This window comes from Massilia pseudoviolaceinigra, assembly GCF_030846505.1.
Lineage (GTDB): Bacteria > Pseudomonadota > Gammaproteobacteria > Burkholderiales > Burkholderiaceae_D > Telluria_A > Telluria_A violaceinigra.
This window is the reverse complement of sequence record NZ_JAVCWL010000001.1, coordinates 386,765-409,240: the sequence shown is the minus strand read 5'-3', so window position 1 is coordinate 409,240 and position 22,476 is coordinate 386,765. Positions and strand designations below refer to the sequence as shown.

The 22,476-nt window shown below is 66.0% G+C and carries 17 protein-coding genes and 6 tRNA genes; 12 read left to right on the top strand and 11 right to left on the bottom strand.

What is annotated here, in order from left to right:
• Positions 1 to 8 precede the first annotated feature (8 nt).
• Positions 9 to 1,166, top strand: a complete 1,158-nt coding sequence (locus RBA40_RS01905) for a methyltransferase (protein ID WP_306645449.1) — start codon at positions 9 to 11, stop codon at positions 1,164 to 1,166.
• Complete coding sequence (locus RBA40_RS01900) at positions 1,145 to 1,918, top strand: substrate-binding periplasmic protein (RefSeq protein ID WP_306645447.1); 774 nt, start codon at positions 1,145 to 1,147, stop codon at positions 1,916 to 1,918. The genes RBA40_RS01905 and RBA40_RS01900 overlap by 22 nt, the downstream gene beginning before the upstream one ends.
• Before the next feature lie 35 nt (positions 1,919 to 1,953).
• On the opposite strand, the gene RBA40_RS01895 is transcribed toward RBA40_RS01900, so the two are convergent.
• Complete coding sequence (locus tag RBA40_RS01895; RefSeq protein WP_306645445.1) at positions 1,954 to 2,481, bottom strand: GNAT family N-acetyltransferase; 528 nt, start codon at positions 2,479 to 2,481, stop codon at positions 1,954 to 1,956.
• Positions 2,482 to 2,620: 139 nt separating this feature from the next.
• Here RBA40_RS01895 and RBA40_RS01890 point away from each other — a divergent pair.
• The 7 genes from RBA40_RS01890 to RBA40_RS01860 all read left to right on the top strand — a co-directional run bounded on the left by RBA40_RS01890 (position 2,621) and on the right by RBA40_RS01860 (position 8,390).
• A tRNA-Met gene (locus tag RBA40_RS01890) sits at positions 2,621 to 2,697 on the top strand.
• 94 nt (positions 2,698 to 2,791) lie between these two features.
• Positions 2,792 to 3,025, top strand: a complete 234-nt coding sequence (locus RBA40_RS01885) for a hypothetical protein (protein WP_099876952.1) — start codon at positions 2,792 to 2,794, stop codon at positions 3,023 to 3,025.
• 95 nt (positions 3,026 to 3,120) lie between these two features.
• Complete coding sequence (dbpA, locus tag RBA40_RS01880; protein ID WP_306645443.1) at positions 3,121 to 4,530, top strand: ATP-dependent RNA helicase DbpA; 1,410 nt, start codon at positions 3,121 to 3,123, stop codon at positions 4,528 to 4,530.
• A gap of 296 nt (positions 4,531 to 4,826) precedes the next feature.
• Complete coding sequence (gene tagH, locus RBA40_RS01875; RefSeq protein WP_306645441.1) at positions 4,827 to 5,459, top strand: type VI secretion system-associated FHA domain protein TagH; 633 nt, start codon at positions 4,827 to 4,829, stop codon at positions 5,457 to 5,459.
• The gene (locus tag RBA40_RS01870) at positions 5,452 to 6,225 is read left to right on the top strand and encodes a PP2C family protein-serine/threonine phosphatase (RefSeq protein WP_306645439.1); all 774 of its coding nucleotides are present in this window, start codon (positions 5,452 to 5,454) and stop codon (positions 6,223 to 6,225) included. Before tagH ends, RBA40_RS01870 begins: the two co-directional genes overlap by 8 nt.
• Positions 6,222 to 7,907: a serine/threonine-protein kinase gene (locus tag RBA40_RS01865; protein WP_306645437.1), complete on the top strand. Its 1,686-nt coding sequence runs from the start codon at positions 6,222 to 6,224 to the stop codon at positions 7,905 to 7,907. The genes RBA40_RS01870 and RBA40_RS01865 overlap by 4 nt, the downstream gene beginning before the upstream one ends.
• 18 nt (positions 7,908 to 7,925) lie before the next feature.
• Positions 7,926 to 8,390 carry a TssQ family T6SS-associated lipoprotein gene (locus RBA40_RS01860; protein ID WP_306645435.1) on the top strand — a complete coding sequence of 155 codons (465 nt, stop codon included), beginning with the start codon at positions 7,926 to 7,928 and terminating at the stop codon, positions 8,388 to 8,390.
• Positions 8,391 to 8,455: 65 nt separating this feature from the next.
• Here the strand turns inward: RBA40_RS01860 and RBA40_RS01855 are convergent, their stop codons facing one another.
• From RBA40_RS01855 to RBA40_RS01810, 10 genes are all read right to left on the bottom strand, one after another.
• Entirely contained in the window at positions 8,456 to 9,031 is a 576-nt protein-coding gene (locus RBA40_RS01855) for an elongation factor P (RefSeq protein WP_306645433.1), read from the bottom strand.
• A 118-nt stretch (positions 9,032 to 9,149) separates the two neighbouring features.
• Positions 9,150 to 10,325 carry an elongation factor P maturation arginine rhamnosyltransferase EarP gene (earP, locus tag RBA40_RS01850; protein ID WP_306645431.1) on the bottom strand — a complete coding sequence of 392 codons (1,176 nt, stop codon included), beginning with the start codon at positions 10,323 to 10,325 and terminating at the stop codon, positions 9,150 to 9,152.
• Positions 10,326 to 10,513: 188 nt separating this feature from the next.
• A tRNA-Glu gene (locus RBA40_RS01845) sits at positions 10,514 to 10,589 on the bottom strand.
• A 56-nt stretch (positions 10,590 to 10,645) separates the two neighbouring features.
• Positions 10,646 to 10,721: transfer RNA gene (locus tag RBA40_RS01840), tRNA-Ala, on the bottom strand.
• Between the two features lie 65 nt (positions 10,722 to 10,786).
• Positions 10,787 to 10,862: transfer RNA gene (locus RBA40_RS01835), tRNA-Glu, on the bottom strand.
• Positions 10,863 to 11,001: 139 nt separating this feature from the next.
• Positions 11,002 to 11,077, bottom strand: a tRNA-Glu gene (locus RBA40_RS01830).
• A 63-nt stretch (positions 11,078 to 11,140) separates the two neighbouring features.
• A tRNA-Ala gene (locus RBA40_RS01825) sits at positions 11,141 to 11,216 on the bottom strand.
• A gap of 64 nt (positions 11,217 to 11,280) precedes the next feature.
• Positions 11,281 to 12,675: a glutamate--tRNA ligase gene (gltX, locus tag RBA40_RS01820; RefSeq protein WP_306645429.1), complete on the bottom strand. Its 1,395-nt coding sequence runs from the start codon at positions 12,673 to 12,675 to the stop codon at positions 11,281 to 11,283.
• Positions 12,676 to 12,768: 93 nt separating this feature from the next.
• Positions 12,769 to 16,224 carry an ATP-binding protein gene (locus RBA40_RS01815; protein WP_306645427.1) on the bottom strand — a complete coding sequence of 1,152 codons (3,456 nt, stop codon included), beginning with the start codon at positions 16,222 to 16,224 and terminating at the stop codon, positions 12,769 to 12,771.
• Positions 16,221 to 17,483 (bottom strand): metallophosphoesterase family protein, encoded by a 1,263-nt coding sequence (locus RBA40_RS01810; RefSeq protein WP_306645425.1) that lies wholly within the window; start codon positions 17,481 to 17,483, stop codon positions 16,221 to 16,223. The genes RBA40_RS01815 and RBA40_RS01810 overlap by 4 nt, the downstream gene beginning before the upstream one ends.
• Positions 17,484 to 17,788: 305 nt before the next feature.
• On the opposite strand from RBA40_RS01810, the gene RBA40_RS01805 reads away from it, so the two are divergent.
• The 3 genes from RBA40_RS01805 to RBA40_RS01795 all read left to right on the top strand — a co-directional run bounded on the left by RBA40_RS01805 (position 17,789) and on the right by RBA40_RS01795 (position 22,476).
• Positions 17,789 to 19,285: a vanadium-dependent haloperoxidase gene (locus RBA40_RS01805; RefSeq protein ID WP_306645424.1), complete on the top strand. Its 1,497-nt coding sequence runs from the start codon at positions 17,789 to 17,791 to the stop codon at positions 19,283 to 19,285.
• A gap of 240 nt (positions 19,286 to 19,525) precedes the next feature.
• Positions 19,526 to 20,881: an SWIM zinc finger family protein gene (locus tag RBA40_RS01800; RefSeq protein WP_306645422.1), complete on the top strand. Its 1,356-nt coding sequence runs from the start codon at positions 19,526 to 19,528 to the stop codon at positions 20,879 to 20,881.
• Positions 20,878 to 22,476, top strand: a complete 1,599-nt coding sequence (locus tag RBA40_RS01795) for a DUF5691 domain-containing protein (RefSeq protein WP_306645420.1) — start codon at positions 20,878 to 20,880, stop codon at positions 22,474 to 22,476. Before RBA40_RS01800 ends, RBA40_RS01795 begins: the two co-directional genes overlap by 4 nt.

The following is a 22,476-nucleotide window of genomic DNA, read 5'->3' as shown; positions in this document are numbered from 1 at the left end:
TCGCCCCCATGCAACCTGAACACACTGCCGACGCCCCGGCGCGCATCCACTGGACCGAAGAGGGCCAGCCGCGCAGTGCGCGCTGGCGCTCCGAGAGCGGCATGCCGCCTCCCAAAAAGGTGGTCATCGCCGATGACAAAACCCCGGCCGATGTGGCCTATCGCCTGGCCTGCGAAGGCACCGCCCTGCTCTGGCGCGGCGACTTTCACAACGCGCGCCAGCTGCTGCAGGCGCTGGCGCGGCGCGCCGACCATAAAGGCGGACGCGCCAAGCCAGCCAAGGTGCCCGCCTCGCCGGCCGAAGCGTTCCACCTGCACCGCCAGGCCCAGTCGCAGCGCGCACGCACGCTGGCCATGCTGCTGCTGCCGTTCGAGGCCGACTACAGCGTGCCGCTGCGCCGCGCGCCGGACGTCAAGCAAGCCTGCAACGAAGCCTACGGACGCGGCGACGAACCGTTCGTGGCATCGATGCGCGAACTGCTTGGCCTGATCGGCGCCCACGAATGGCGCAAGAACGGCGTCGAGATCCCGGCGCTGGAAGCGCGCATCCACCCCCACTACGGCGTGTTTTCGCCCATCCGCGGCGAGTACGTGGCGCTGGTGGCCGACGCGCCGCTGCCGCCGGCGTGCGCGCTGGCCTTCGATATCGGCACCGGCACCGGTGTGCTGGCGGCCCTGCTGGCGCAGCGCGGCGTCGAGCGCGTGGTCGCTACCGACATGGATGCGCGCGCCCTCTCCTGCGCGCGCGAAAACCTGCAGCGCCTGGGCGTGTCGGGCATGGTCGACGTGATCCAGGCCGACCTGTTCCCCGAGGGCCGCGCCAACCTGGTGGTGTGCAATCCTCCCTGGCTGCCGGGGCGCCCGAGTTCCTCGATCGAATACGCGGTGTACGATCCGGACAGCCGCATGCTCAAGGGCTTTTTGAAAGGCCTGGCGGCCCATCTGGCGCCCGGCGGCGAGGGCTGGCTGATCCTGTCCGACCTGGCCGAGCACCTCGGCCTGCGTCCGCGCGAGCAGTTGCTGGCGCTGATCGCGGCCGGCGGTCTGCAGGTGATCGAGCGCCACGACGTGCGCCCCACCCACCCGCGCGCGGCCGACCCCACCGACCCGCTGCATGCCGCACGCGCCGCCGAACTGACATCGCTATGGCGTCTGCGCGCACTGTAACGGCGCTGCTGGCCGCCGCCTTTCTGGCGAGCGGGCAGGCGCTCGCCTGCAGCCGGCCGCTGAACATGGTCAGCGAGGAGTGGCCGCCCTACTCCTTCACCAATGAGGAAAACGTCCAGACCGGGCTCGATATGGACATGGCCAAGGCCATCTTCAAGGAAGCCGGCTGCACCCTGGTGACGGCGCCGCCGATGCCGACGGTGCGGCGCATGCTGCTGTTCGAGCGCGGCGAATTCGACCTGATGCTGGCCGCCACCGACACGCCCGAACGGCGCCGTTTCGCGCGCTTTTCCAACCCCTACCGCCACGAGACGGTGGCGCTGTTCACACTGGCGCGCGACTATGCGCGCTACGCGGGCATCAATAGCATGCCGGCGCTGGCGCGCGGACAGAGCGCCCTGCTGGCGCCGCGCATCGGCTGGTACGGATCGGAATTCGCGCAGGCCGCGCCGACGCTGCGCGCCGGCGGACGCCTGTTCGATTTCGGCTCGTTCGACCAGGGCATGCGCATGCTCGGCGCCGGACGCGCGCCGCTGATCATGGGCGACCGCGCCGCCGTGCTGTATGAAGCGCAGCGCCAGAAGCTGGTGCTGCGCCAGCTGCCTTTTGTGGTGCAGCAGGCGCCGGTGCACCTGATGCTCAGCCGGGCCAGCACCACGCCGGACGACCTGGCGCGCGTGAACGCCGCCATCGCGCGGCTGGAAAAGAACGGCACCCTCCAAGCGCTGCGCGAGCGTTACGGCTTGCGCTGAGTGTCGCGTCGGCCGCCCGCCAACATGGCCTGCCCTTATTCTTCGGAAGTGGCCATCGGGTTCGACCGGGGAAGACGAAAAACGTCACGCTCCAGACCATCCGGAAAGCGCGAACGCCCTGTCAACGTTGCGCCAAGGCGCAGCACCAGCGCGCGCGCCGCGTGGTTATCGTCATTCATGTACGTGTCGACCGACTCCCACCGAAACACTTGAAACGCATGCTCGATCACGGCGCGCGACGCTTCCCGGGCGATACCGGCGCCGCGTGCCTTCGGCAGCAGCCACCAGGTCAGCTCGCGCGGCCAACCTTTGCCCTGCCAGAAACCGCATACGCCAAGCAGGTTGCCGCTGTCCCGCTGCTGGATAGCCCACACGCCGAAACCCTGCAGATGCCAGGCTCCCAAGTCGGCAGCGAGCCGGGACCAGGCGGCGGCACTGGTGAGCGGACCGCCGTAAGGGCCGGACGCATCGGCATCGGTATAAAAGGATGCGTACAAATCCTCGCACGCAGCCGACAGCGGCAGCAGGGCAAGTCGTTCGGTGTGCAGTGTTGGGATATGCATGGGCAAATGGGTGCAATTCATCGATGGCCGCAAACTGTAGCATGGCCGTCAACACAGCTCGCAACGGCGAGCCAGGATGCCAAGGTTATTTCCGGCCATTGCACTTGTCCGAGAACCCCTGTACAATTCGCCGCTCAGACGCGGGGTGGAGCAGTCTGGCAGCTCGTCGGGCTCATAACCCGAAGGTCACAGGTTCAAATCCTGTCCCCGCAACCAAACACATTTTGAACTGAGCCCGACTCTTCACACAGCCGGGCTTTTGTTTTTAGAAAGGGACTAGCTGCCTTCAAGCCAGTCCACCGCGCTTCCCATGAGAGACAAAAAAGATAACGCGACCTTCGATCTGCCGGGGTTCGGCGCGGCTGCGCCGCTCGTTCACCCCCCTGCCGAAGCGCGCCGCACCACGGTGCCGCGCCAGCGCAAAGCCACCATCCGCCAGCAACAGCTCGAACTGCTCGACGAAACCGATGCCAGCGGCCTGCCGGTGTGGCGGCGCGACGACAATACCGACCTGACCGGCCTGCCCAACTGGGCTGCCGCGTAACATCCCCGGCGCGGCAGCCGTGCCGCGCCATCGCAGTACATCCATCTCCGGTCGCCTGTTAGACTGAGGCCCTCCCCTTTTGCCCGAGCACCACCATGAATCCAAACGCCTTCGCCACCCTGCCGCTCACCGCCACCTTCCTGGCCAACCTGGACTCGCTCGGCTATCGCGAGATGACCGACATCCAGACCAAGAGCCTGCCGCACGTGCTCGACGGGCGCGACCTGATCGCCCAGGCCAAGACCGGCAGCGGCAAGACCGCCGCCTTCGGCATCGGCATCCTGCACAAGCTCAACCCCGCCTGGTTCGCGGTGCAGGGCCTGGTGCTGTGCCCCACGCGCGAACTGGCCGACCAGGTGGCCAACGAACTGCGCCGCCTGGCGCGCGGCGAAGGCAATATCAAGGTACTCACCCTCACCGGCGGCGCGCCCATGCGTCCGCAGATCGCCTCGCTCGAACACGGCGCCCACATCGTGGTCGGCACGCCGGGCCGCATCCGCGACCACCTCGGCCGCGGCAGCATCGACCTGTCCAAGGTGCAGACCCTGGTACTGGACGAAGCGGACCGCATGACCGACATGGGTTTCTACGACGAAATCGCCGGCATTGTCAGCGCCTGCCCGTCGCGCCGCCAGACCCTGCTGTTTTCGGCCACCTATCCGGACGATATCCGCCGCGCCACCGAATCGTTCCTGAGGAACCCGGTGGAAGTGGTGGTCGAAGCCCAGCACAGCGGCGACCAGATCGAGCAGCGTTTCTATGAAGTCGGCTTCGACAACCGCGATCACGCGGTCGGGCGCCTGCTCAAGCATTTCAAGCCGGTCTCGGCCCTGGCCTTTTGCAACACCAAGGTCCATTGCCGCGAACTGGCCGACGAACTGCGCGCGCAGGGCTTTTCGGCGCTGGCGCTGTACGGCGAACTGGAACAGCGCGAGCGCGACGAGATCCTGGTGTTGTTTTCCAACCGCAGCTGCTCGGTGCTGGTGGCAACCGACGTGGCCGCGCGCGGCCTCGACATCGCCAACCTGGGCGCGGTGATCAATGCCGACGTGTCAAAAGACACCGAGGTGCACATCCACCGCGTCGGCCGTACCGGCCGCGCCGGCGAATCGGGCCTGGCGCTGACCCTGTGCGCACCGAACGAAAAGAAATGGGTCAAGCTGATCGAGGAATATCAGCACGCACCGGTCAGCTGGCATGCGCTGTCGGAACTGGCCGACGATGGCGAAGCGGCCGCGCCGGCGCCGATGGTCACCCTGGTCATCATGGGCGGCAAGAAAGACAAGCTGCGCCCGGGCGACCTGCTGGGCGCGCTGACCGGCGACGCCGGACTGACCAAGGAACAGGTCGGCAAGATCAATGTGTTCGAGTTCATGACCTATGTCGCGCTCGACCGCCACGTGGCCGAGCACGCGTTCCAGCGGCTCAACGCCGGCAACAAGCTCGGGCGCGACTTCGGCAATATCAAGGGCCGCAGCTTCAAGATGCGCTTTATCGACGCTTGAGGCAGCCAGGCCGAAGCGATGCCGCACGGCATCCTGTTGCGCAACCGATGAGCTGGGCTTTGCGGCGGGGCACTTATGCAGCTACACTAAACGTGTCACGTGCCCTGCTGCCCAGCAAATGAGCAGCAGGGCCGTCGCATGACCACCCAGAACGGTGTTCATGCCGGAAGATACGGCAAATTGCGTTGTCCTGAGGCAAAATGCGTAAATTAGGTTCATCCGATTGATGCGCTTAATCGTTAAATCTGGCATGATTGCTTGAGATAAACATCGACGCTCCCCGCGGCCCCGCACTCATGAATACTAACGTCGTGCTTGATGACATTGAAACACTGAAGCAGGCCTTCCTGCGTGGCGCCGGCATACCCGCCGATGCGCTCGGTTCCGGCCTGACGCCGGAGTTGATGGAACTGATGGGCAAGCTGATGGCCAGCTCGCTGCAAGGCACCATCGACTTGCTGGCCCTGCGCTCGCTGGTCAAACAGGAGGTCAAGGCCGATGTCACGATGGTTGTGATGCGCAACAATAATCCGCTCAAGTTTTTCGCGGACAGCCAGACCGTGCTGACCCAGATGCTGCGCAAGAAAATGCCCGGCTTCATGGAGCCGCTCGAATCGATCGACGATGCCTATAACGACCTGCGCAGCCACCAGAAAGGCATGGTGGCCGGCACCCGCGCCAGCATGGGCGCCATGATGGCGCGCCTGAAGCCCGAGCTGTTCGAGGCGGAAGTGTCGGGCGGCGGCATGATGGGGACCCTGATTCCCTCGCGCCGCCAGGCCGAGATCTGGAAGACTTACAAGCAGGCTTATCACACGGCCGAAGCGGAAGCGAAAGACCAGTTCAAGACCATCTTCGGCCCCGCTTTCCTGGCCGCATACGAGAAGGAAGTCGAGCGTTCGAATGCCGCCGGCACCAGCAATGGTTGAGCGCAATCCGATCCGCCTGGCCTGGACCCGCATCAGCGAAATCGGCATGCGGGCCAGCAACCAGGACGCCGTCGGCGAGGCCCAGCACGGCGATATTTCCTGCTTCATCATTGCCGATGGCGCCGGCGGACACGAGGGCGGCGAGGTCGCCGCGAACATCGTGGTCGAGTCGATGCTGGAGAAATTTGCCAGCGTGCCGGCCTTCGGCGCCCACGCTTTGCTGTCGTACACTGCTCACGCCATCGCAAGTGTTGCGAAAAACAAACAGATTCAACCGCAAAACCATGACATGAGCGCCACCGTGGCCGCCTTGCTGGTGGACCAGGCCAATGCCCATGCTTTATGGGCGCATCTGGGCGATACGCGCATCTACCTGTTCCGCGACGCCAAGCTGGTCAGCGCCACGCGCGACCACAGCCTGACCCAGCAACTGATCGACGCCGGCTATGCGCGCGCCGACCAGCTGCGCAGCCATCCCCAGCGCAACATCCTGTTCGCCGCCGTTGGCGCCGAAGGCGAAACCCCGGTCGCGCTCGGCGACGGCCCGGTCCAGCTGCTCGACGGCGACGCCTTGCTGGTGTGCAGCGATGGCTTGTGGGAATGGGTGCACGAAGACGACATGGAACGCACCCTGGCCGAATCGGGCAACAGCGAGCAATGGCTGACCGCCATGTGCGCGCTGGCCGAGGCGGCCCTGGAAGGCAGCGACAAGGTACGCGACAATTTCTCCGCGTACGCCATCCGCGTCGAGAGAGAGATCGTATGAACGCCCTCGCCCCCGGCTCCGAGAACTGCCTGCCGATCGGCACCAGGCTGGCCGACTTCGAAATCACCGGCGTGCTCGGTGAAGGCGGCTTCGGCATCGTCTACATGGCGTTCGACCATTCGCTGCAGCGCAGCGTGGCCCTGAAAGAATACATGCCGGGCGTGCTGGCCACGCGCGCCAGCGACAACAGCATCCTGGTGCGCGCCGAACGGCACCAGGAAACCTTCAACGTGGGGCTGAAAAGCTTCATCAACGAAGCGCGCTTCCTGGCCCAGTTCGACCACCCGTCGCTGGTCAAGGTGCACCGTTTCTGGGAACAGAACCGCACCGCCTATACGGCCATGCAGTATTACGATGGCCGCACCATCAAGGATATCGTCACCCAGAGTCCGGAACTGGTCACGGAAGTGTGGTGCAAGAAGGTGATGAAGCAGATTCTCGACGCCCTCGAGATGCTGTACACCATGAAAATCCTGCACCGCGACGTGTCTCCGGACAACATCATCGTGCAGGAAAGCGGCGACGCCGTGCTGCTCGACTTCGGCTCGGCGCGCCAGATCATTGGCGACCGCACGCGCGGCCTGACCGTGATCCTGAAACCGGGCTACGCGCCGGTGGAACAGTACGCCGGCGACGCCTCGCTCGACCAGGGCCCGTACACCGACATCTACGCGCTGGCCGCGGTGATGTTTTTTGCCATCATCAAGGAACCGCCCGCGACCTCGATCGCGCGCATGGTGCGCGATCCGGTCAAGCCGCTGGCCGAACGCGGCCTGCCGGGCTACAGCGTGGAATTTCTGGCCGCCATCGACAAAGGCCTGGCCGTGCTGGCCCAGGACCGCCCGCAGACCATCGACGCCTTCCGCGTCCTGCTCGGCATCGAAACCAGCGGCGAAGCGCCGCGCGCCCGCCCTACCGGCCCGGCCCAGCGCTTTGCCACGGTCGACCGCCTGCCGGATGCCGCCGCTGCCGCGCCGGCTGGTGCCGCCGCCGCTTCTGCCGCGAAAGCGCCGGCGACCGATCCGGCCAAGCCGAACCTGTCCAAGTCCGCCAGCGGCTCGTCGCGCCAAGACGCGCAGGCAAGGTCCTCGCGCCGTCCGAAACCGGAAACGGCCGAGAAACCTGCCAAATCGGCCAAGCCGGCCGGCAAGGGCTTGCCGCCGTGGACCGGCATTGCCGCCTCCGGCGTGGTGATGGTGGCCGCAATCGCGGTCGGCCTGTATTCGCTGCTGTCCAAGCCGTCCGACACGATCATGGTAGCGCCGGCCCAGCCGGCGATCGCCGACGCTTCCGCCCTGCCGCCACCCCCACCGGCACCCGTGCCCGTGGCCGCCACCCCGGCCGAGACACCCGTGCCAGGCGAGACCGTCGTTGCCACCCCTGCCGTTCCGGGCGAGGCCGTCGCTGCCGCCGATGTGCTGGCCGATCCGGTCACCGATGCGGCGCGCGATGCGGCGCCAGAAACATTCAACTATAAATTGTCGATCAAGCCATGGGGCACGATCTATGTCGACGGCAAGGAGGCTGGCGTCACGCCGCCCCTGAAAAAGCTGACGCTGCCGGCCGGCAAACACAAGATCCGGATCGCCAATCCCGGCTTCCAGGATTTCCAGCTGAGTCTAGACACCAGCAAAAACAAGTCACGCACGATTGAACATGATTTCACAGCGCAGCCCAAATAAACGCATTAAGATCGAGGCATGAACCGATCCCAACATTTCCTGATCTTCGCCGTCGTGGCCGCTGGCCTCGCGCTGTCCGGCTGCGCCACTACTGAAACGCCGCCCAAGACGAGCGCGACTCCCCGCCCGACGGCGCCGCGTCCGCCCACCCCGCGTCCACCGCCGCCGGTCGTGCCGTCCACGCCGACCGTCAGCGCCGACCAGGTGGCGCTCAACGAAGGCATCGAACTGTATAACCAGGGCTCGTACAACGAGGCCATCAAGCGCCTCGGCGCGGCCGACGTTACTGGCGGCTCCAGGGCCACCCAGGTCAGCGCGCACAAGTACATGGCCTTCAGCTACTGCGTGACCTCGCGGCCGGCCCCGTGCCGCCAGCATTTCGAAAAAGCCTTCAAGCTCGATCCGGCATTCGCGCTCGCGCCCGGCGAAAGCGGCCACCCGCTGTGGGGTCCGGTGTTCGCCAAGGCCAAAAAATCGAAGTAACCGCGCCGTACGGACGAAAAAAAACGCTGCCCATGAGGCAGCGTTTTTTTTGAACGGCAACGTGATCAGTTACGAACGACGCGCTTGTATTCGTTGGTGCGGGTGTCGATTTCGATGACGTCGTCGGTGCTGACGAACAGTGGCACCTGAACCGAGTGGCTGTGCGCTTCGATCGCGTTTTCCAGCTTGGCCTCTTTCAGGACGTTGCCCGAGGTGTTGCCCTTGACTGCCGGCTCGGAGTAAGCAACCTTGCGTGCGATCGTGGTTGGCAGCTCGACCGAGATGGCCTTGCCGTCGTAGAACACGGCTTCGCATTCCATGCCGTCTTTCAGGTAATGCAGAGCATCGCCCAGGTTTTCTTCTTCGATTTCGTACTGGTTGTACTCAGCGTCCATGAAGACGAACAGCGGATCGGCGAAGTACGAGTAGGTGACCGGCTTCTTGTCCAGCACGATGACGTCGAACTTGTCGTCGCCACGGAATACGTTTTCCAGTGGGCTGTTGGTCAGAAGATTCTTCATCTTCCATTTGTAGGTGAAGCCCGTGCGGCTCGAGCCGTTGACATCGGAACGCAACACGATCATAGGCTTGCTGTCAACCATAATAATGTTGCCAACACGAATTTCTTTTGCAGGTTTCATAAAGAGTGTACGTAAAAAGAGGGTTGCATAAAAATCATCTGTCGCCTGCTGGCATGACGCCGGAAGCTCACGTTTGATCGAGGTAAAAATACGTTAGAAATTAACCGAATATTGTACCTTATCCAGGCCGCGATGACCTAAGCGAAGCGGCAAAGTTCAGCAAATTACTGGTGAGATCGCCGTTTGCCAACATCTGGCGCTGCCAATCGTCGGCGCGCGCATGCAATCCGGGCAGCGTGGCTTCAAATGCGGACCACAGCGGCGCCGGATCGGGATCGGCCGGCGTGGCGCCATTCCAGCACAGCGACAGCGCGGACAGGCTTTCCAGCCCGGCTGCGTAGCGCTGCAGGAAGGCGCGCAGCTTCTTGTGGTGCAGGTTTTCATCTTGCGGGTAAATATGCCAGATGAACGGGCGGCCGGCCCACTGGGCGCGCACGAAGGAGTCTTCCCCACGCACGAAGTTGAGGTCGCAGGCCCACAGCAGGCGGTCGTAGTCGGGTTGCGGCACGAAAGGCAGCACGCGCAGCGTCAGCGCGCCTCGGGTACGCGCCGCACCGCTGCTGGCCGGTGCCTCGAGGAAGGTCGCGACCGCTTCAGCCGCCACGCCTTCCGGCACCAGGCAGGTCATCGCCAGCGCCCCGCCCTGCCAGGCATCGAACAGGGCCGCCACTGGCGCATGCGGGTAGCAAAACAGCGAGACTTTGGTCGATGCCATTTCCTGCGCCGTCACGCCGAACTGGCCGAGAAAAGCTGCCATGTTGCGCGCATCTGCCTGGAACTGGCGGCGTTCGTCGTCGAGGGCCGCCTCGCGCATCAGGCCGCCGGTTTTGGCGCTGAAGCCGGGGAAGAAGAAGTGTTTGGTCAGCGGCAGGCGCGGATGGGACGACGGCAGCGTGTGGCAGCCTTCGACCCATTCTTCGGCGCTCAAGCCTTCGAGGTTGAACCAGACCGGGCGCGGATCGCACTGGGCCATGGCCGCAATGTAGCCGGGCGGGATGTCGCAGGCGAAAAATTCGATGACGATGTCGGCGATGTCGGCGGGTGCGAACACGCCATCCTGGCCGGTCCAGTGGCGCACGCTCACGCCATCGACCTGTTGCAGGGCGGCGCCCGAATCGACCTCGGGGCAGATGCGGCGGAAACTGGGCAGGTCGTCGACCCACAAGGTGACCAGGATGCCGTGTTCGCGCTGGAGTTGGCGCGCGAGGCGCCAGCAGATGCCGATGTCGCCGTAGTTGTCGACGACCCGGCAGAACAGGGCGAGAGTAAGTGCGGAATCGTAAGCAAGGGACATAAGGGCCTTTGGGTTCGGTTCGGTTCGGCGGAAAGTACCATTAACCTGCAAACCGTCGTCCCCGCGCAGGCGGGGACCCCAGTTTGACGAGCCGTCGACTGCGCTCCAAACTTGGGTGCCCGCCTGCGCGGGCACGACGGTGGGCTCGCACAATGCAAAAAGCCGCACAAGGCGGCTTTTGCACTAACTGGCGTCCCCAAGGGGATTCGAACCCCTGTACTCACCGTGAAAGGGTGATGTCCTAGGCCTCTAGACGATGGGGACCTGAACTGTTGTCAGGTAGTGGCAACTACCCGCAATGTACAAACTACATCAAAACTTGGTGGAGGTAAGCGGGATCGAACCGCTGACCTCTTGCATGCCATGCAAGCGCTCTCCCAGCTGAGCTATACCCCCCATGTAACGCGAACTACTCTGCGCTGGAATAACAAAGAACCGATTCATCGACTCTCTGGTAATACTGGCGTCCCCAAGGGGATTCGAACCCCTGTACTCACCGTGAAAGGGTGATGTCCTAGGCCTCTAGACGATGGGGACAGAAATCTGTCCTGGACGTATTCTACATCCTGACCTTACTTACCGCACCAACAAAAAACCCTGACTAGTCAGGGCGTTTAGTGGTACTAAACTGCGACTACATTGTACTACTTCGTACTGCTTTTTACTACTCGAATCCTGGCGTCCCCAAGGGGATTCGAACCCCTGTACTCACCGTGAAAGGGTGATGTCCTAGGCCTCTAGACGATGGGGACCCGGTACTGCAATCAGGTAGTGGCATCTACCTGCAATCTACTACAACAAACTGCTTCGATTAGTGGTGGAGGTAAGCGGGATCGAACCGCTGACCTCTTGCATGCCATGCAAGCGCTCTCCCAGCTGAGCTATACCCCCGTCCGTCGAAGAAGCAGAATTATATACTAGGGCTTGCAATATGCAAAGCCCCGAGGCCAACAATTTAAACTTCGACTTTCAGGCGTGACAGAACCAGTTCACGGCCCAGCAGCACCAGCACGGCATCGATCGCCGGAGTCTGCAACTGGCCGGTCAGCAAGAGGCGCAGCGGCATGGCCAGCACCGGCATCTTGATGCTGTTAGCAGCCAGCACTTCCTTGATCATGGCGGCCAGCGCTTCGCGCGTCCACTCGACCGTGGCGCAGCGCTCGGCGAACTGGGCTACGACAGGCTTGACGGCGTCGGTCAGATGCTGGGTCATCAGCGCCGCGTCCGGCTGCGGCGTGCGGTAGAACAGCATCGCCGCATCGGCCAGTTCGTTGATGGTATTGGTGCGATCCTTCATCAGCGCCAGCGCGGCGGCCAGGTCGGGCGCGCCCTCGAACTGGGCGCCCTGCGCTTCCATCAGCGGACGCGCCAGCGCGGCCAGGCGGGTGTTGTCGGCCTGCTTGATATAGTGATTGTTCAGCCAGGCCAGCTTTTCCAGGTCGAACTGGGCAGCCGAGCTGGTCAGGTGATCCGTATTGAACCACTCGCAGAACTGTTCCATCGAAAAGATTTCATCATCGCCGTGGCTCCAGCCCAGGCGCGCCAGGTAGTTCAGCATCGCTTCCGGCAAGATGCCCTTGGCCGGGTAATCCATGACGCTGACGGCGGAAGTGCGCTTGGACAGCTTCTTGCCTTCATGGTCGAGGATCATCGGCAGGTGGCCATACTTCGGCAACGGCGCACCGATGGCGCGCAGGATGTTGATCTGGCGTGGCGTGTTATTGACGTGGTCGTCGCCGCGCAGCACGTGGGTGATCTGCATGTCCCAGTCGTCGACGGCCACGCAGAAGTTATAGGTCGGCACGCCGCCCGGACGGGCGATGACGAGGTCGTCCAGTTCCTTGTTGGAAATCGTGATCGTGCCCTTGACCACATCGTCCCAGCTGACGTCGCCGTCGAGCGGGTTCTTGAAGCGCACCACCGGCTCGCGGTCGGCGGGTACGGAAGGCAAGGTCTTGCCCGGCTCCGGACGCCAGGTACCGTCATAGCGCGGCTTTTCGCCGGCGGCCGTAAAGCGCTCGCGCATGGCGTCCACTTCTTCCTTGGAGCAATAGCAGTGGTAGGCCGTGCCCGCTTCCAGCATCTGGGCCAGCACGTCGCGGTAGCGGTCCATGCGCTGCATCTGATAGAACGGGCCTTCGTCGTGCGTCAGGCCCAGCCACTGCATGCCGTCGATGATGGCCTGCACCGCTTCCGGCGTGGAACGCTCGACGTCGGTGTCTTCGATGCGCAGCACGAAGGTGCCGCCGAAATGGCGGGCATACGCCCAGCTGTAGAGCGCGGTGCGGGCGCCGCCAAGGTGGAGGTAGCCGGTTGGGCTGGGGGCAAAACGGGTGCGGACGACGGTCATGGGATCGGTATGCTGAGATAAAGAGAAGTATTTTACAGCGTCGCCGCCGCGCCGCCCATCGGCGCCGGCGTGGCGGCGAAACAAAGGCGCGGCCTAGAGGCTGACGACCTGCAGCATCGGCGCCGGTACGCTGCGTTCGGCCACGCCGAGCAGGTGGGCATGGTGGGTGAACACGATCACCTGGTGGTCCTTGGCGAAATCGGCGATGGCGCGCAGGGCCAGCGCTGCGCGGCCGTCGTCGGAGGTCATCAGCACGTCGTCGAGCACCACCGGCAGGTCGTAGCCGGCGTCGCGCCGGATTTCCAGCGCGGCCAGCCGCAACGCCAGGTAGAGCTGGTCGCGCGTGCCCTCGCTCAAGCCCTCGACCCGCACCTGGCCGCCATTGTCGCGCTGCGCCAGCAGGACCGGCTTGGCACCGGCATCGTCGCTGACCAGGCGCACGAACAGGCCGTCGGTCATCTGCTGGAAGTAGCGCGAAGCCGCCAGCAGCATCGGTCCCTGGGCGCGCTCGCGGAACCGCTTGAGCGCCTCGTCGAGCAAGGCATGCGCCAGCCGCGAGCGCATCCACGGCGCGATCGCCAGGCGTACCCCGGCCGCATCGCGCTCCATCAGCTCGCGCGCCACCGCCGCGGTATCGGCGGAATCGACAGCTTCCAGAGCGCGGCGCGCCGTTTCCTCGGCCTGGCGCGCGCTGCGCAAGAGCTCCTCCAGTGTCGCCAGCTCGGCCGAGACCTGGTTTTGCTCGTCGTTCATGCGCTCGGCGTCGTAGTCGCGCAGCAGCGCGCGCAGTTCGTCCACCGGCCGCGACGATGCCGTGGCGAGGTCCCTGCGCACCCGGTCCGCCTCGGCCTGGGCCTGGCGCTTGCGCTGCGATTGCGCTTCCGCCGCCGGCAGCGCCTCGGGCGAATCGACCTCGGCCGCGCGGCACAGCCGCTCCAGTACCGCTTCATGGCGCAGCGCCAGGCTTTCCTGTTCGCGCTGGCGTTCCTGCGCCTCTTCCAGTGCCTGCTGCTTGAGCGCGCGTTCGCTGTCGATCCGCCTTGCTTGCGCCAGCCTTGCCTTGAGCTGTTCGACGTAGTGCCGCAAGTCGGGGGACGGGGTGTCGCCCATCGCCTGCGCCAGCTCATGGCCCTGCCCCAGCAGCCGCTCGAATGCCTGCTGCGCGCGCAGCTCGCGCGCGCTGACGCTGTCGAGTTCCGCTTTGGCCTCGCCCAAGCGGCCGAATTCGAGCAGGCGCGCGCCCGCCGCGGCAACTCCCGCCTGCGGATCGAGGTGCAGCGCGCCGTACACGCCCGACGACACCGCCGCCGCCGCCCCGGCCAGTTGTTCTTCCAGGGTCTTCTGCTGCGCCTTGAAGCGGCGCTGGTGCTGTTCGCGCTCGGTGCGCTTGCCCAGCGCGGTGCTGAGCGCATGCTGGCGCCGCTCGATGTCGTTCTCGATCTCGCCCACCAGCGACCACAGGGTGGCCAGCGAGCCGTTGGCCGGCGCTGCCACGCCCACCGCCGATATCGCATCGCACAGATCGTCCACCAGCGCGCGCTCGGTTGCGCGCGCCATGTCCAGCTCATCGGTCAGCGCTTGCAGGTTGGCGCCCTGCTCGCGCGCCTCGGCAAGCCGGGACTGCCATTCGCGCAGCGCTTTCGGCGCCAGCTGCGGCAGACCGCGCGCCGCCAGCGTGGCGTTCCAGCGTTCCTGCGCTGCCGCGCTGCGCTGCCCGGTCGCCGCGCGTTCGTGTTCGAGGTCGGCCAACTGCTGCGCAAGCCGTGCCAGCTCGTCCTGGCTGCCCTGCAGCTGCGTGGCGCGTTCAGTGTCGCGCGCCAGCTCGTCGACCAGCCGGTCGGCATCGCGGACATCGGCTTCAAAGCTGTCGAGCAGTGTGCCGGGCGCGGGATTGCCGCCGGCGTTCGCCTCGCGCACCTGCGCCCACTGGCCGTCGCGCTGGCCGCGCGCGGCGCGCACCTGCGTCATCGTCGGTACCGCGCCGGCGGCCAGCAACTGCTCGCATCTGGCCGCAGCCCCCGCGTGCTCGATTTTGAGCTGCGCAAGCTGTTTGCGCAGCGTGGCCAGTTCGGTGTCCGCCGTGTCGAACTCGCTGCGCGCGGCATCGATTTCACTATCGAGCAGAGCGCGCACCTTGGTGAGCGCCACCTCGTCCGCCAGCCCCAGTGCCGCCACATCGGCCGCGACCTGCCGCTCCAGCTGCCGGATGTCGGCCGGAAGCTGCTCCTTGCGCTTCATCAGCACTTCCTTGCGCCTCGCTTCGTCGCGCACCGCATGCAGGGCGCTGACCAGGGCGGGCGTCGGCAGCGCGTCGGCGGCGTGCTCTTCATCGTCCTCCAGCGGCAGTGCCGATTCCAGATGCTGGTGCAGCCGCTGTTGCGCCACTTTGAAGTCGCCGAGCACCTCTTCGATCCGGGCCCGCGCGGCCGGGGCCGGCGCCAGTGCGAGCACGGCGTGCGCCGCCGCGCCGGGCAGGATGGCGCCCGCGCGTTCGTCCAGCAGGCGGCGCGCCTCGGCCACCTGGTCCGCGGCGTCGGCAATCGTGTTACGCAGACTCTCGAACGATTCCGCGCTGGCGGCCAGGCGCTCGATGCGGGCGGCCGCGTCGAGCGCCGCCTGGTCCGGCGCCAGGGCCTTGAGCTGGGTGGATAAACGCTGCACGGCGTCCTGCGCCGCTTGCGCGTTCTGGCATGCGGCGGCCAACCCCGCCTGCGCGGCGGCCCGTTCGGTGGCGGCGTTTTCCGCCAGCAGTGGCACACCGTCCAGCTCGGACAGCATGGCGCCAGCTTCGTCCTGGGTACGGATCAGCGGCGCCACGCCGCGCAATTCGGACAGGCGCAGCTGCCGGCGGTTGGCCTCCTCGTGGCGCACCTCCAGCTCGGCCAGCCGCTTTGCCGCCGACTGGTGCTCCTTGAAGCGTTCCGCCCACCATGCCGGCTTGATCTGCGCGGTTTTCAATTCGGCATGATGTTCTCCATAGCTGCGCAGCGCCTCGTTGATGCGCCCATTCTTTGCGCGCGCACCGGGCATGAAGTAGGTGCGCGCCGACTGGTCGAGCCGCTCCAGCACCGATGGAATGCTGCGCACTCCGGCGCTGGCCTCGAACAAGGCCGCGCCGATCTCGCCGTGGCCGGCCAGCAGCGCCTCGCCGCCGTTGCGCAGGCGGTCGTGGTCCAGGCCGAACATGGCCTCGTAATCCTCCTTCGACAAGCCACAGGTGATCAGCGCCTCGACATCGGGCGTGACCGGGCTGCCGTCGGCATACTGCAGGGTGTTGGTGCGGCCCTTGCGGCGCATGATGTGATAGGACTTGCCGTTGCGGTCCACCAGCACCCCGCCCAGCAGCATGTTACGGTGCTCGTGCACGAAATTATCGCGGCTTAGCTGCGGTATGCCGAAGCGCAGGTCCGAGATTGCGCGCAGGGTTGACGATTTGCCCGCTTCGTTGGGGCCGTGGACGAACACCACGTTCTGTCCGGCGCTGCCGAAATCGAGCTTGCGGTCGGTGAAGGGACCAAAAGCGGTCAGGTGCAATTCGCGCAGCTTCATCGTGCGATTCCTTCCATGCCGCCCAGATGGGCGAGGACGGTCGCCTCGGCGTCGGCCAGCAGCGCGCGCAGCGCTTCGGGCGGCAACGCGCCAGGGTCGCAATCGGCAAGACCCGGCGGCAAGGTCCCCAGGGCGCCCAGCTGCGCCAGCGCCCATGCGCGCAGGTGTTCCTCGCTGGACGCGATCTCGTCGACCAGCTGCACCACCTCGCCCACCGCGTCCTCGCGCTTGAGCGCGGCGGCGCGGTCGAGCGGCGAGCGCAGGTCGAGCTTGACTTCCTCGACCCACAGGTCGGCGCCCTCGAAGTCCTGGGTGCCGGCCTGGATCGTGGCGGCGATGGTGCCGGGCTGCTCGGCCTCGATGCGGTGCAGCTCGGTCTGACCGCTGACGATCACCCGCAGCGCATGCAGGCGCCCGTGCTCGCCGGCCACCAGCTCGCCGGCTTCCTTCATGAAGCGCTGGCGCAAGGCATTGAGGTCGGGCGCGCCGCCGGCGTCCAGTTGCAGCCGGTGCCAGCGCACCACGTCCAGCGGCACGAACTGGGCGCTCGTGATGGCGCCGCCGTCCACCGTCACCAGTTCACAGCCCTTGGGCCCGGTCTCCTTGGCGTGGCGCCCCTGCAGGTTGCCGGGATAAACGATGCGCGGATGGGCCTCGCGCACGACCTCGCGCGCGTGCACGTGGCCCAGCGCGAAATAATCGTAACCCTTGGCGCATAGCGCGTCGACCGTGGTCGGCGCATACACGTCGTGCCCGCCCCGCCCGTTCAGGCTGGTATGCAGCACGCCGATGTTGAACATATTGGCGATGGCGTCGGGATAGTGCTCGACCAGGTCTTCCGGCACGGCGCGGTTCGGGAAGCTGCGTCCATGCAAGGCCACGCCGAGCCCGTCGATCGTGAACGTTTCCACCGAACTGGACTTGAACGTATGGACGCCCTCGACCGGCGGGAGCTGTTTGGTGATCTGGCTTTCGGCGTCGTGGTTGCCCTTGACGATGTAGACGCGGATGCCCTCGCGCGTCATGCGCACCATCTGGTCGCGAAAAAACAGGCCGGTGCGGAAGTCGGCCCAGTTGCCGTCGTAAATATCGCCCGCCAGGATGACGAAATCGACCGCTTGTTCAATCGCGAGCTCGACCAGGGCCGACAAGGCCCGGCGCGTGGCGCCGCGCAACTCCTGCACCGGCGCGCCCTCGTAGCCGTTCAGCCCGCGCAAGGGACTGTCGATATGCAAATCGGCGGCGTGAATAAATTTCATGATCTGACCTCGGTAAGTGACCTCGACAAACGGCAGCCGTATTGTAGTGGCTACTGGCAAGGATTTGCTTACTCTTGCGAACTGTGGGACAGGCGTCCGCGCGCCGCACCACCGTCGCACGTCCACGCAACGGTGTCCGTCCATGCGACGACTCCTGTTTTTGCTGCGGTACTGCGGCTGCGTCGGCTCAAGATCAGCGTGGCGGCGGCGGGCTATCGTCGCCACGTAAGCCACCCTCATCAATGGCCGTGCCTCAAGGCATCCCCGCGCTTCCCGGCCGGAAGCCACCTTTCTGGGAAATCACCATGAAACGACGCACCTTCTTAACGATGGGCAGCGCAGCCGCCCTCGGCAGCGCCCTGACGGCTTGCGGCGGGTCGGACGAGCCGCCACCTCCTTCCCAGCCGGAACCACCGGCGCAAGTGGGTACGGTGATTGCCTGGAATAACACTGCCCTCGACGCCGTGCGCGCCACCCGCATGCCGCCGCCGATAGCCGCGCGCGCACTGGCAATCGTCCATAGCGCCATGTACGAAGCGTGGGCCGCCTACGATAGCGTCGCCCTCGGCCAATACCTTGGCGCGCAGCTGCGCAGGCCGGCCGCCGAACGCACGCCCGCCAACAAGGCGCTGGCGATCAGCTTCGCCGCCTACACGGCCCTGCTCGATCAGTTTCCCAGCCAGCAAGCTGCCTTCGAAGCGCACCTCGCCGCGCTGAACAGCCGCCCGATCGACGCCTACAACAACAGCGCCACCGCCCCGCGCGTGGGCACCATTGCCGCGCACGCGGTGCTCGACCGCTGCCGCGACGATGGCGCCAACCAGAACGGCAAGCTGACGCCGGGCGGCATGCCGTTCGCCGACTACAGCGGCTACCTGCCACGCAACCCGCCGCTGCTAATCACCCAGCCCACGCCGCGCGCCAGCATTCCTTTCCCTGGCCTGTGGCAGCCGCTTTCTTTCGACGCCGGCGGCGTGCGCCGCACGCAAACGTTCCTGACGCCGTTCTGGGGGAGCGTGCGTCCATTCGCCCTGGGCGCGGGCGGCCAGTTCCGCCCGCCCCCGCCCGCCGCCTTCGGCAGCAGGGAATTCATCGACCAGGCCGAGCAGGTCGTCCAGGTCCAGGCCACCCTGACCGAACGCCAGAAGGCGATCGCCGACTACTGGGCCGGCAGCACCGTCGGCGAGCTGCCCGGTTCTTACTGGTGCCGCTTTGCGCAACTGATATCGGAGCGCAACGATTACAGCGACGACGACAATATCAAACTGTTCTTCGCCCTGGCCAATGCGGTGTTCGACGCCAGCATTGCCGCCTGGGACGCCAAGCGCGCCTACGATTTCGCGCGCCCGATCAGCGCCATCCGCTATCTGATGCAGGGCCGCATCATCCAGAGCTTCGGCCCCGAGGGCCCGGCCGGCGGACTGCGCCCGGTCGCCGGCGAAGCCTGGATGCCCTTCCACCCGGCCAGCGCGCCCACGCCCGCGTTTCCCGACCACGTGTCCGGCCACAGCACCTTCAGCGCGGCTTCGGCCGAAATCCTGCGCCGCTTCACCGGCAGCGACACCTTCCGGCACGAGGTGACCATAGCGGCGCGCTCGCTGCTGATCGACCCGGCCCTGCCGTCCGCCCCGGTGACCCTGGCATGGGAAACGTTCAGCGATGCCGTGGCCGAAGCGGGGATCTCGCGCGTCTATGCCGGCATTCATTTCGAGCGCGCCAGCACCGACGGGCGCACCCTGGGCACCCAGGTTGGCGCCGCCGTGTTCGCACGCGCGCAGGCGCTCTGGCTGGGTTATGCATGAGGCGGCAGCCCGACATGGCAGCCTGACGCGACAGCGTGAAGCGACAGCGTGAAGCGGCAGCCTGAGGCGGGAGCCTCAGGCGACAACCTGACACGACAGCCCGGGCCAGGAGCGCACTTGGCCCTGGCTGTCCCCACACTGCCTTTCCGGCAAAAAAGACTTCCCAAAATTAACGTCAGCGGTTAACTTACTATCTTTAATCATTTGCCAACGGTCATACGCCGATGGCATTGTTCCTCCATGACTTTGAACGCCGATCAAATCCTCGCACTGGCGCCCGATGCGAGTTCCGCCAAAGCCGGCAGCCAGCTGGCAGGGCCTGCCAAGTGGGGCAACCTGGGCCGGACCGACACGGCCGTGTGGGGCGAATGCCAGGGCAGCGGCAAAGTCCCTTACCGCACCCAGATCGACCTGGGCGAGCCGGCCTTCAAGTGTTCCTGCCCCAGCCGCAAGTTCCCCTGCAAGCACGGCATCGGCCTGTATCTGTTATTAGCCAGCCATGGTCCCCTGTTCGCGGACGGCGCGCCGCCCCAGTGGGTGAGCGACTGGCTCGACAGCCGCCAGCAGCGCAGCGAAAAGAAACTCCAGAGCGCCGCCGAAAAAGCCATCGCCACCACGCCCGAGCAGGCGGCAGCCCAAGCTGCGGCGGCGCAAAAGCGCGAGGACAAGCGCGACAGCAAGGTCGCGGCCGGCATCGCGGAACTGCAAACCTGGCTCGAAGACCTGGCGCGCGAAGGCTTGTCCACCCTGCGCGCACGCGGCCCGGCCTTCTGGAACGACATTGCCGCGCGCATGGTCGACGCGCAGGCCGCCGGCCTCGCTGCGCGTCTGCGCCGCGCCAGCGGCATGTGCTTCGACACCACCCTGCCCGACTGGGAAACCCGGCTGGCACGCGAACTGGCGTCGATCTACCTGCTCGGCACCGCCTGCCGCCGCCTGCCGGACCTGCCGCCCGAGCTGCAAAGCGACGTGCGCACCCTGGTCGGCTGGACCGTGAGCCAGGAAGAGGTGCTGGCCCAGGCCGGCGTGCAGGACCGCTGGCAAGTGCTGGCCCAGCACACCGGCGACAACGAGCGCATCCGCGCGCGCACCACCTGGCTGCGCGGCATGGCGAGCGGACGCTGGGCCATGATCCTGCAGTACGCCGCCGGCACGCAAGGCTACGACAAGGTGCTCGCCCCCGGCACCCAGTTCGACGGCGAACTGTGCTTCTATCACAGCGCGTATCCGCTGCGCGCCCTCATCAAGCGGCAAGACGCCTTCAGCACGCTCGATACAAGCCTGGCGAACGCCCCCACGCTCGACGCTTCGCTGGCGGCCTACGCCGGGGCGCTGGCACGCAACCCTTTCCTCGACCGCTTTCCGCTCGTGCTCGACGCCATGGTGCCGCGTGCCGGCGGCGCGCCCCACCTGGCTGGCGCCGACGGCCGCATCGTCCCGCTGCACCCAGGTTTTCACCACCTGTGGCCGCTGCTCGCGCTCAGCGGCGGCCATCCGGTGACGGTGATCGGCGAATGGGACGGTTATGCCATCGTCCCGCTCAGCGTGTTCGCCGAAGGCCGCTTGCATCATTTTGACAACGAGACCGTAGCATGAGTTCCCCGCTTCCGATAAAGATTCACAAGACACTCCAGATCGGCACTTCGCGCGCCGCCCCCGGCTTCGACGACGACTTGCCGCTGGCCCTGCGCGACAGCGTACGGGGCCGTCCCGGCGCCGCGGCCGCCACACAAGAAGAAAACCTGTGGCTCTCGCTGGCCGCCCACGCCCTGTGGCAGCGTGCCGGCCATCAACCAGCCGCACCGGAGCCGGCCGCGCCCGCGGCGCCATCGAGCGACAGCGATACCCTGTGCCCCTGCCCGGCACAGGCCGAACGCGCGCTGGCGCTGCTGCTGCAAGATGAATTTCCACAAGTGCGCTCCGAATGGCTGCGCCTGGCCAATGCCTATAAATGCCGCCTGCCGCCGCGTCTGCTGCCGGGCGTGCTGGACATGGGCACGGCGCAGCGTCCCTTGCGCGCGCTGATCGACGGCGTGCTCGGCGCGCGCGGCCACTGGCTGGCGAAGCAGAACCCTTCCTGGAACTGGGTGGGGGCCGATACCGACGATGTGCGCTTGCTGTGGGACGACGGCAATATCGAACAGCGTGCCAACGCCCTGCGCGACATGCGCGCCCAGGATGGCCTCGCCGCCCTGCAAGCCCTGCAAGCGACCTGGCCGAGCGAAACGCCGGAGCACCGCGCCACCCTGCTCGGCTGCCTGTCGGTGGGCCTATCCCTGGCCGACGAAGCTTTCCTGGAAAGCGCGCTCGACGACAAGCGCAAGGAAGTGCGCAGCGTGGCCCAGCGCCTGCTGGCCGGCCTGCCCGCATCGCAACTGGCGCAGCGCATGCTGGCGCGCGCCATGCCGCTGCTGCGCGTCGAGCGCAACGGCGACTCGGCCCACCTGCTGGCGGACGTACCGCACGAGCGCGACAAGAGCATGCAGCGCGACGGCGTCGGCGCCGGCCTGTACCCCGCCATGGGCGAAAAATCGGGCTGGCTGGTCGACATTCTGGCGGCCGTGCCGCCGACGTACTGGTCGAGCACCTTCGATGCCTCGCCGCGTACCTGCCTGACCCTGGCCATGGCCAGCGAGTTCAAACACACGCTGCTGCTGGGCTGGTCGAGCGCGCTGCAGCGCAGCCTGCAGGCAGGCTACGATGCCGGACTGCACGCCTGGTTCACCGCCTTTCTCGACCTGTATTTGAAGTCGTCCGGTATCCACACCCACATGCCGCGCGATTTTTTCGGCCTGTTCGGCACCCTGCCCTTCGATGCCGCCGACGACTTGCTCAGCACCCTCGTCGAAGCGACCCCGGCAGCATGGATGCGCGCCCATTCGAGCCTGATCGACATGCTCGACGACGCCGCCAAGAGCGCCCAGCGCAACTGGCCGCTGGCCTTGTCCAAGGCCGTGGTGAGCCGCATCCAGGCCGGCTGCGCGGCCAACACGCTGCAGAGCTGGTCGCTGAGCTACACCATGGCCTCGCTCGCGCTGGTGCTCGACCCGCGCGGCATCGACGCCTACGAAAACGGCTGGCCGAAAGACATCCCCGAGTTCGCGCAATGGGAAGACACGGTCGACAAATTTCTGCGCACCCTGCGTTTCCGACACGATATGTATCAATCTTTTCAGGAGCAATCCGTATGA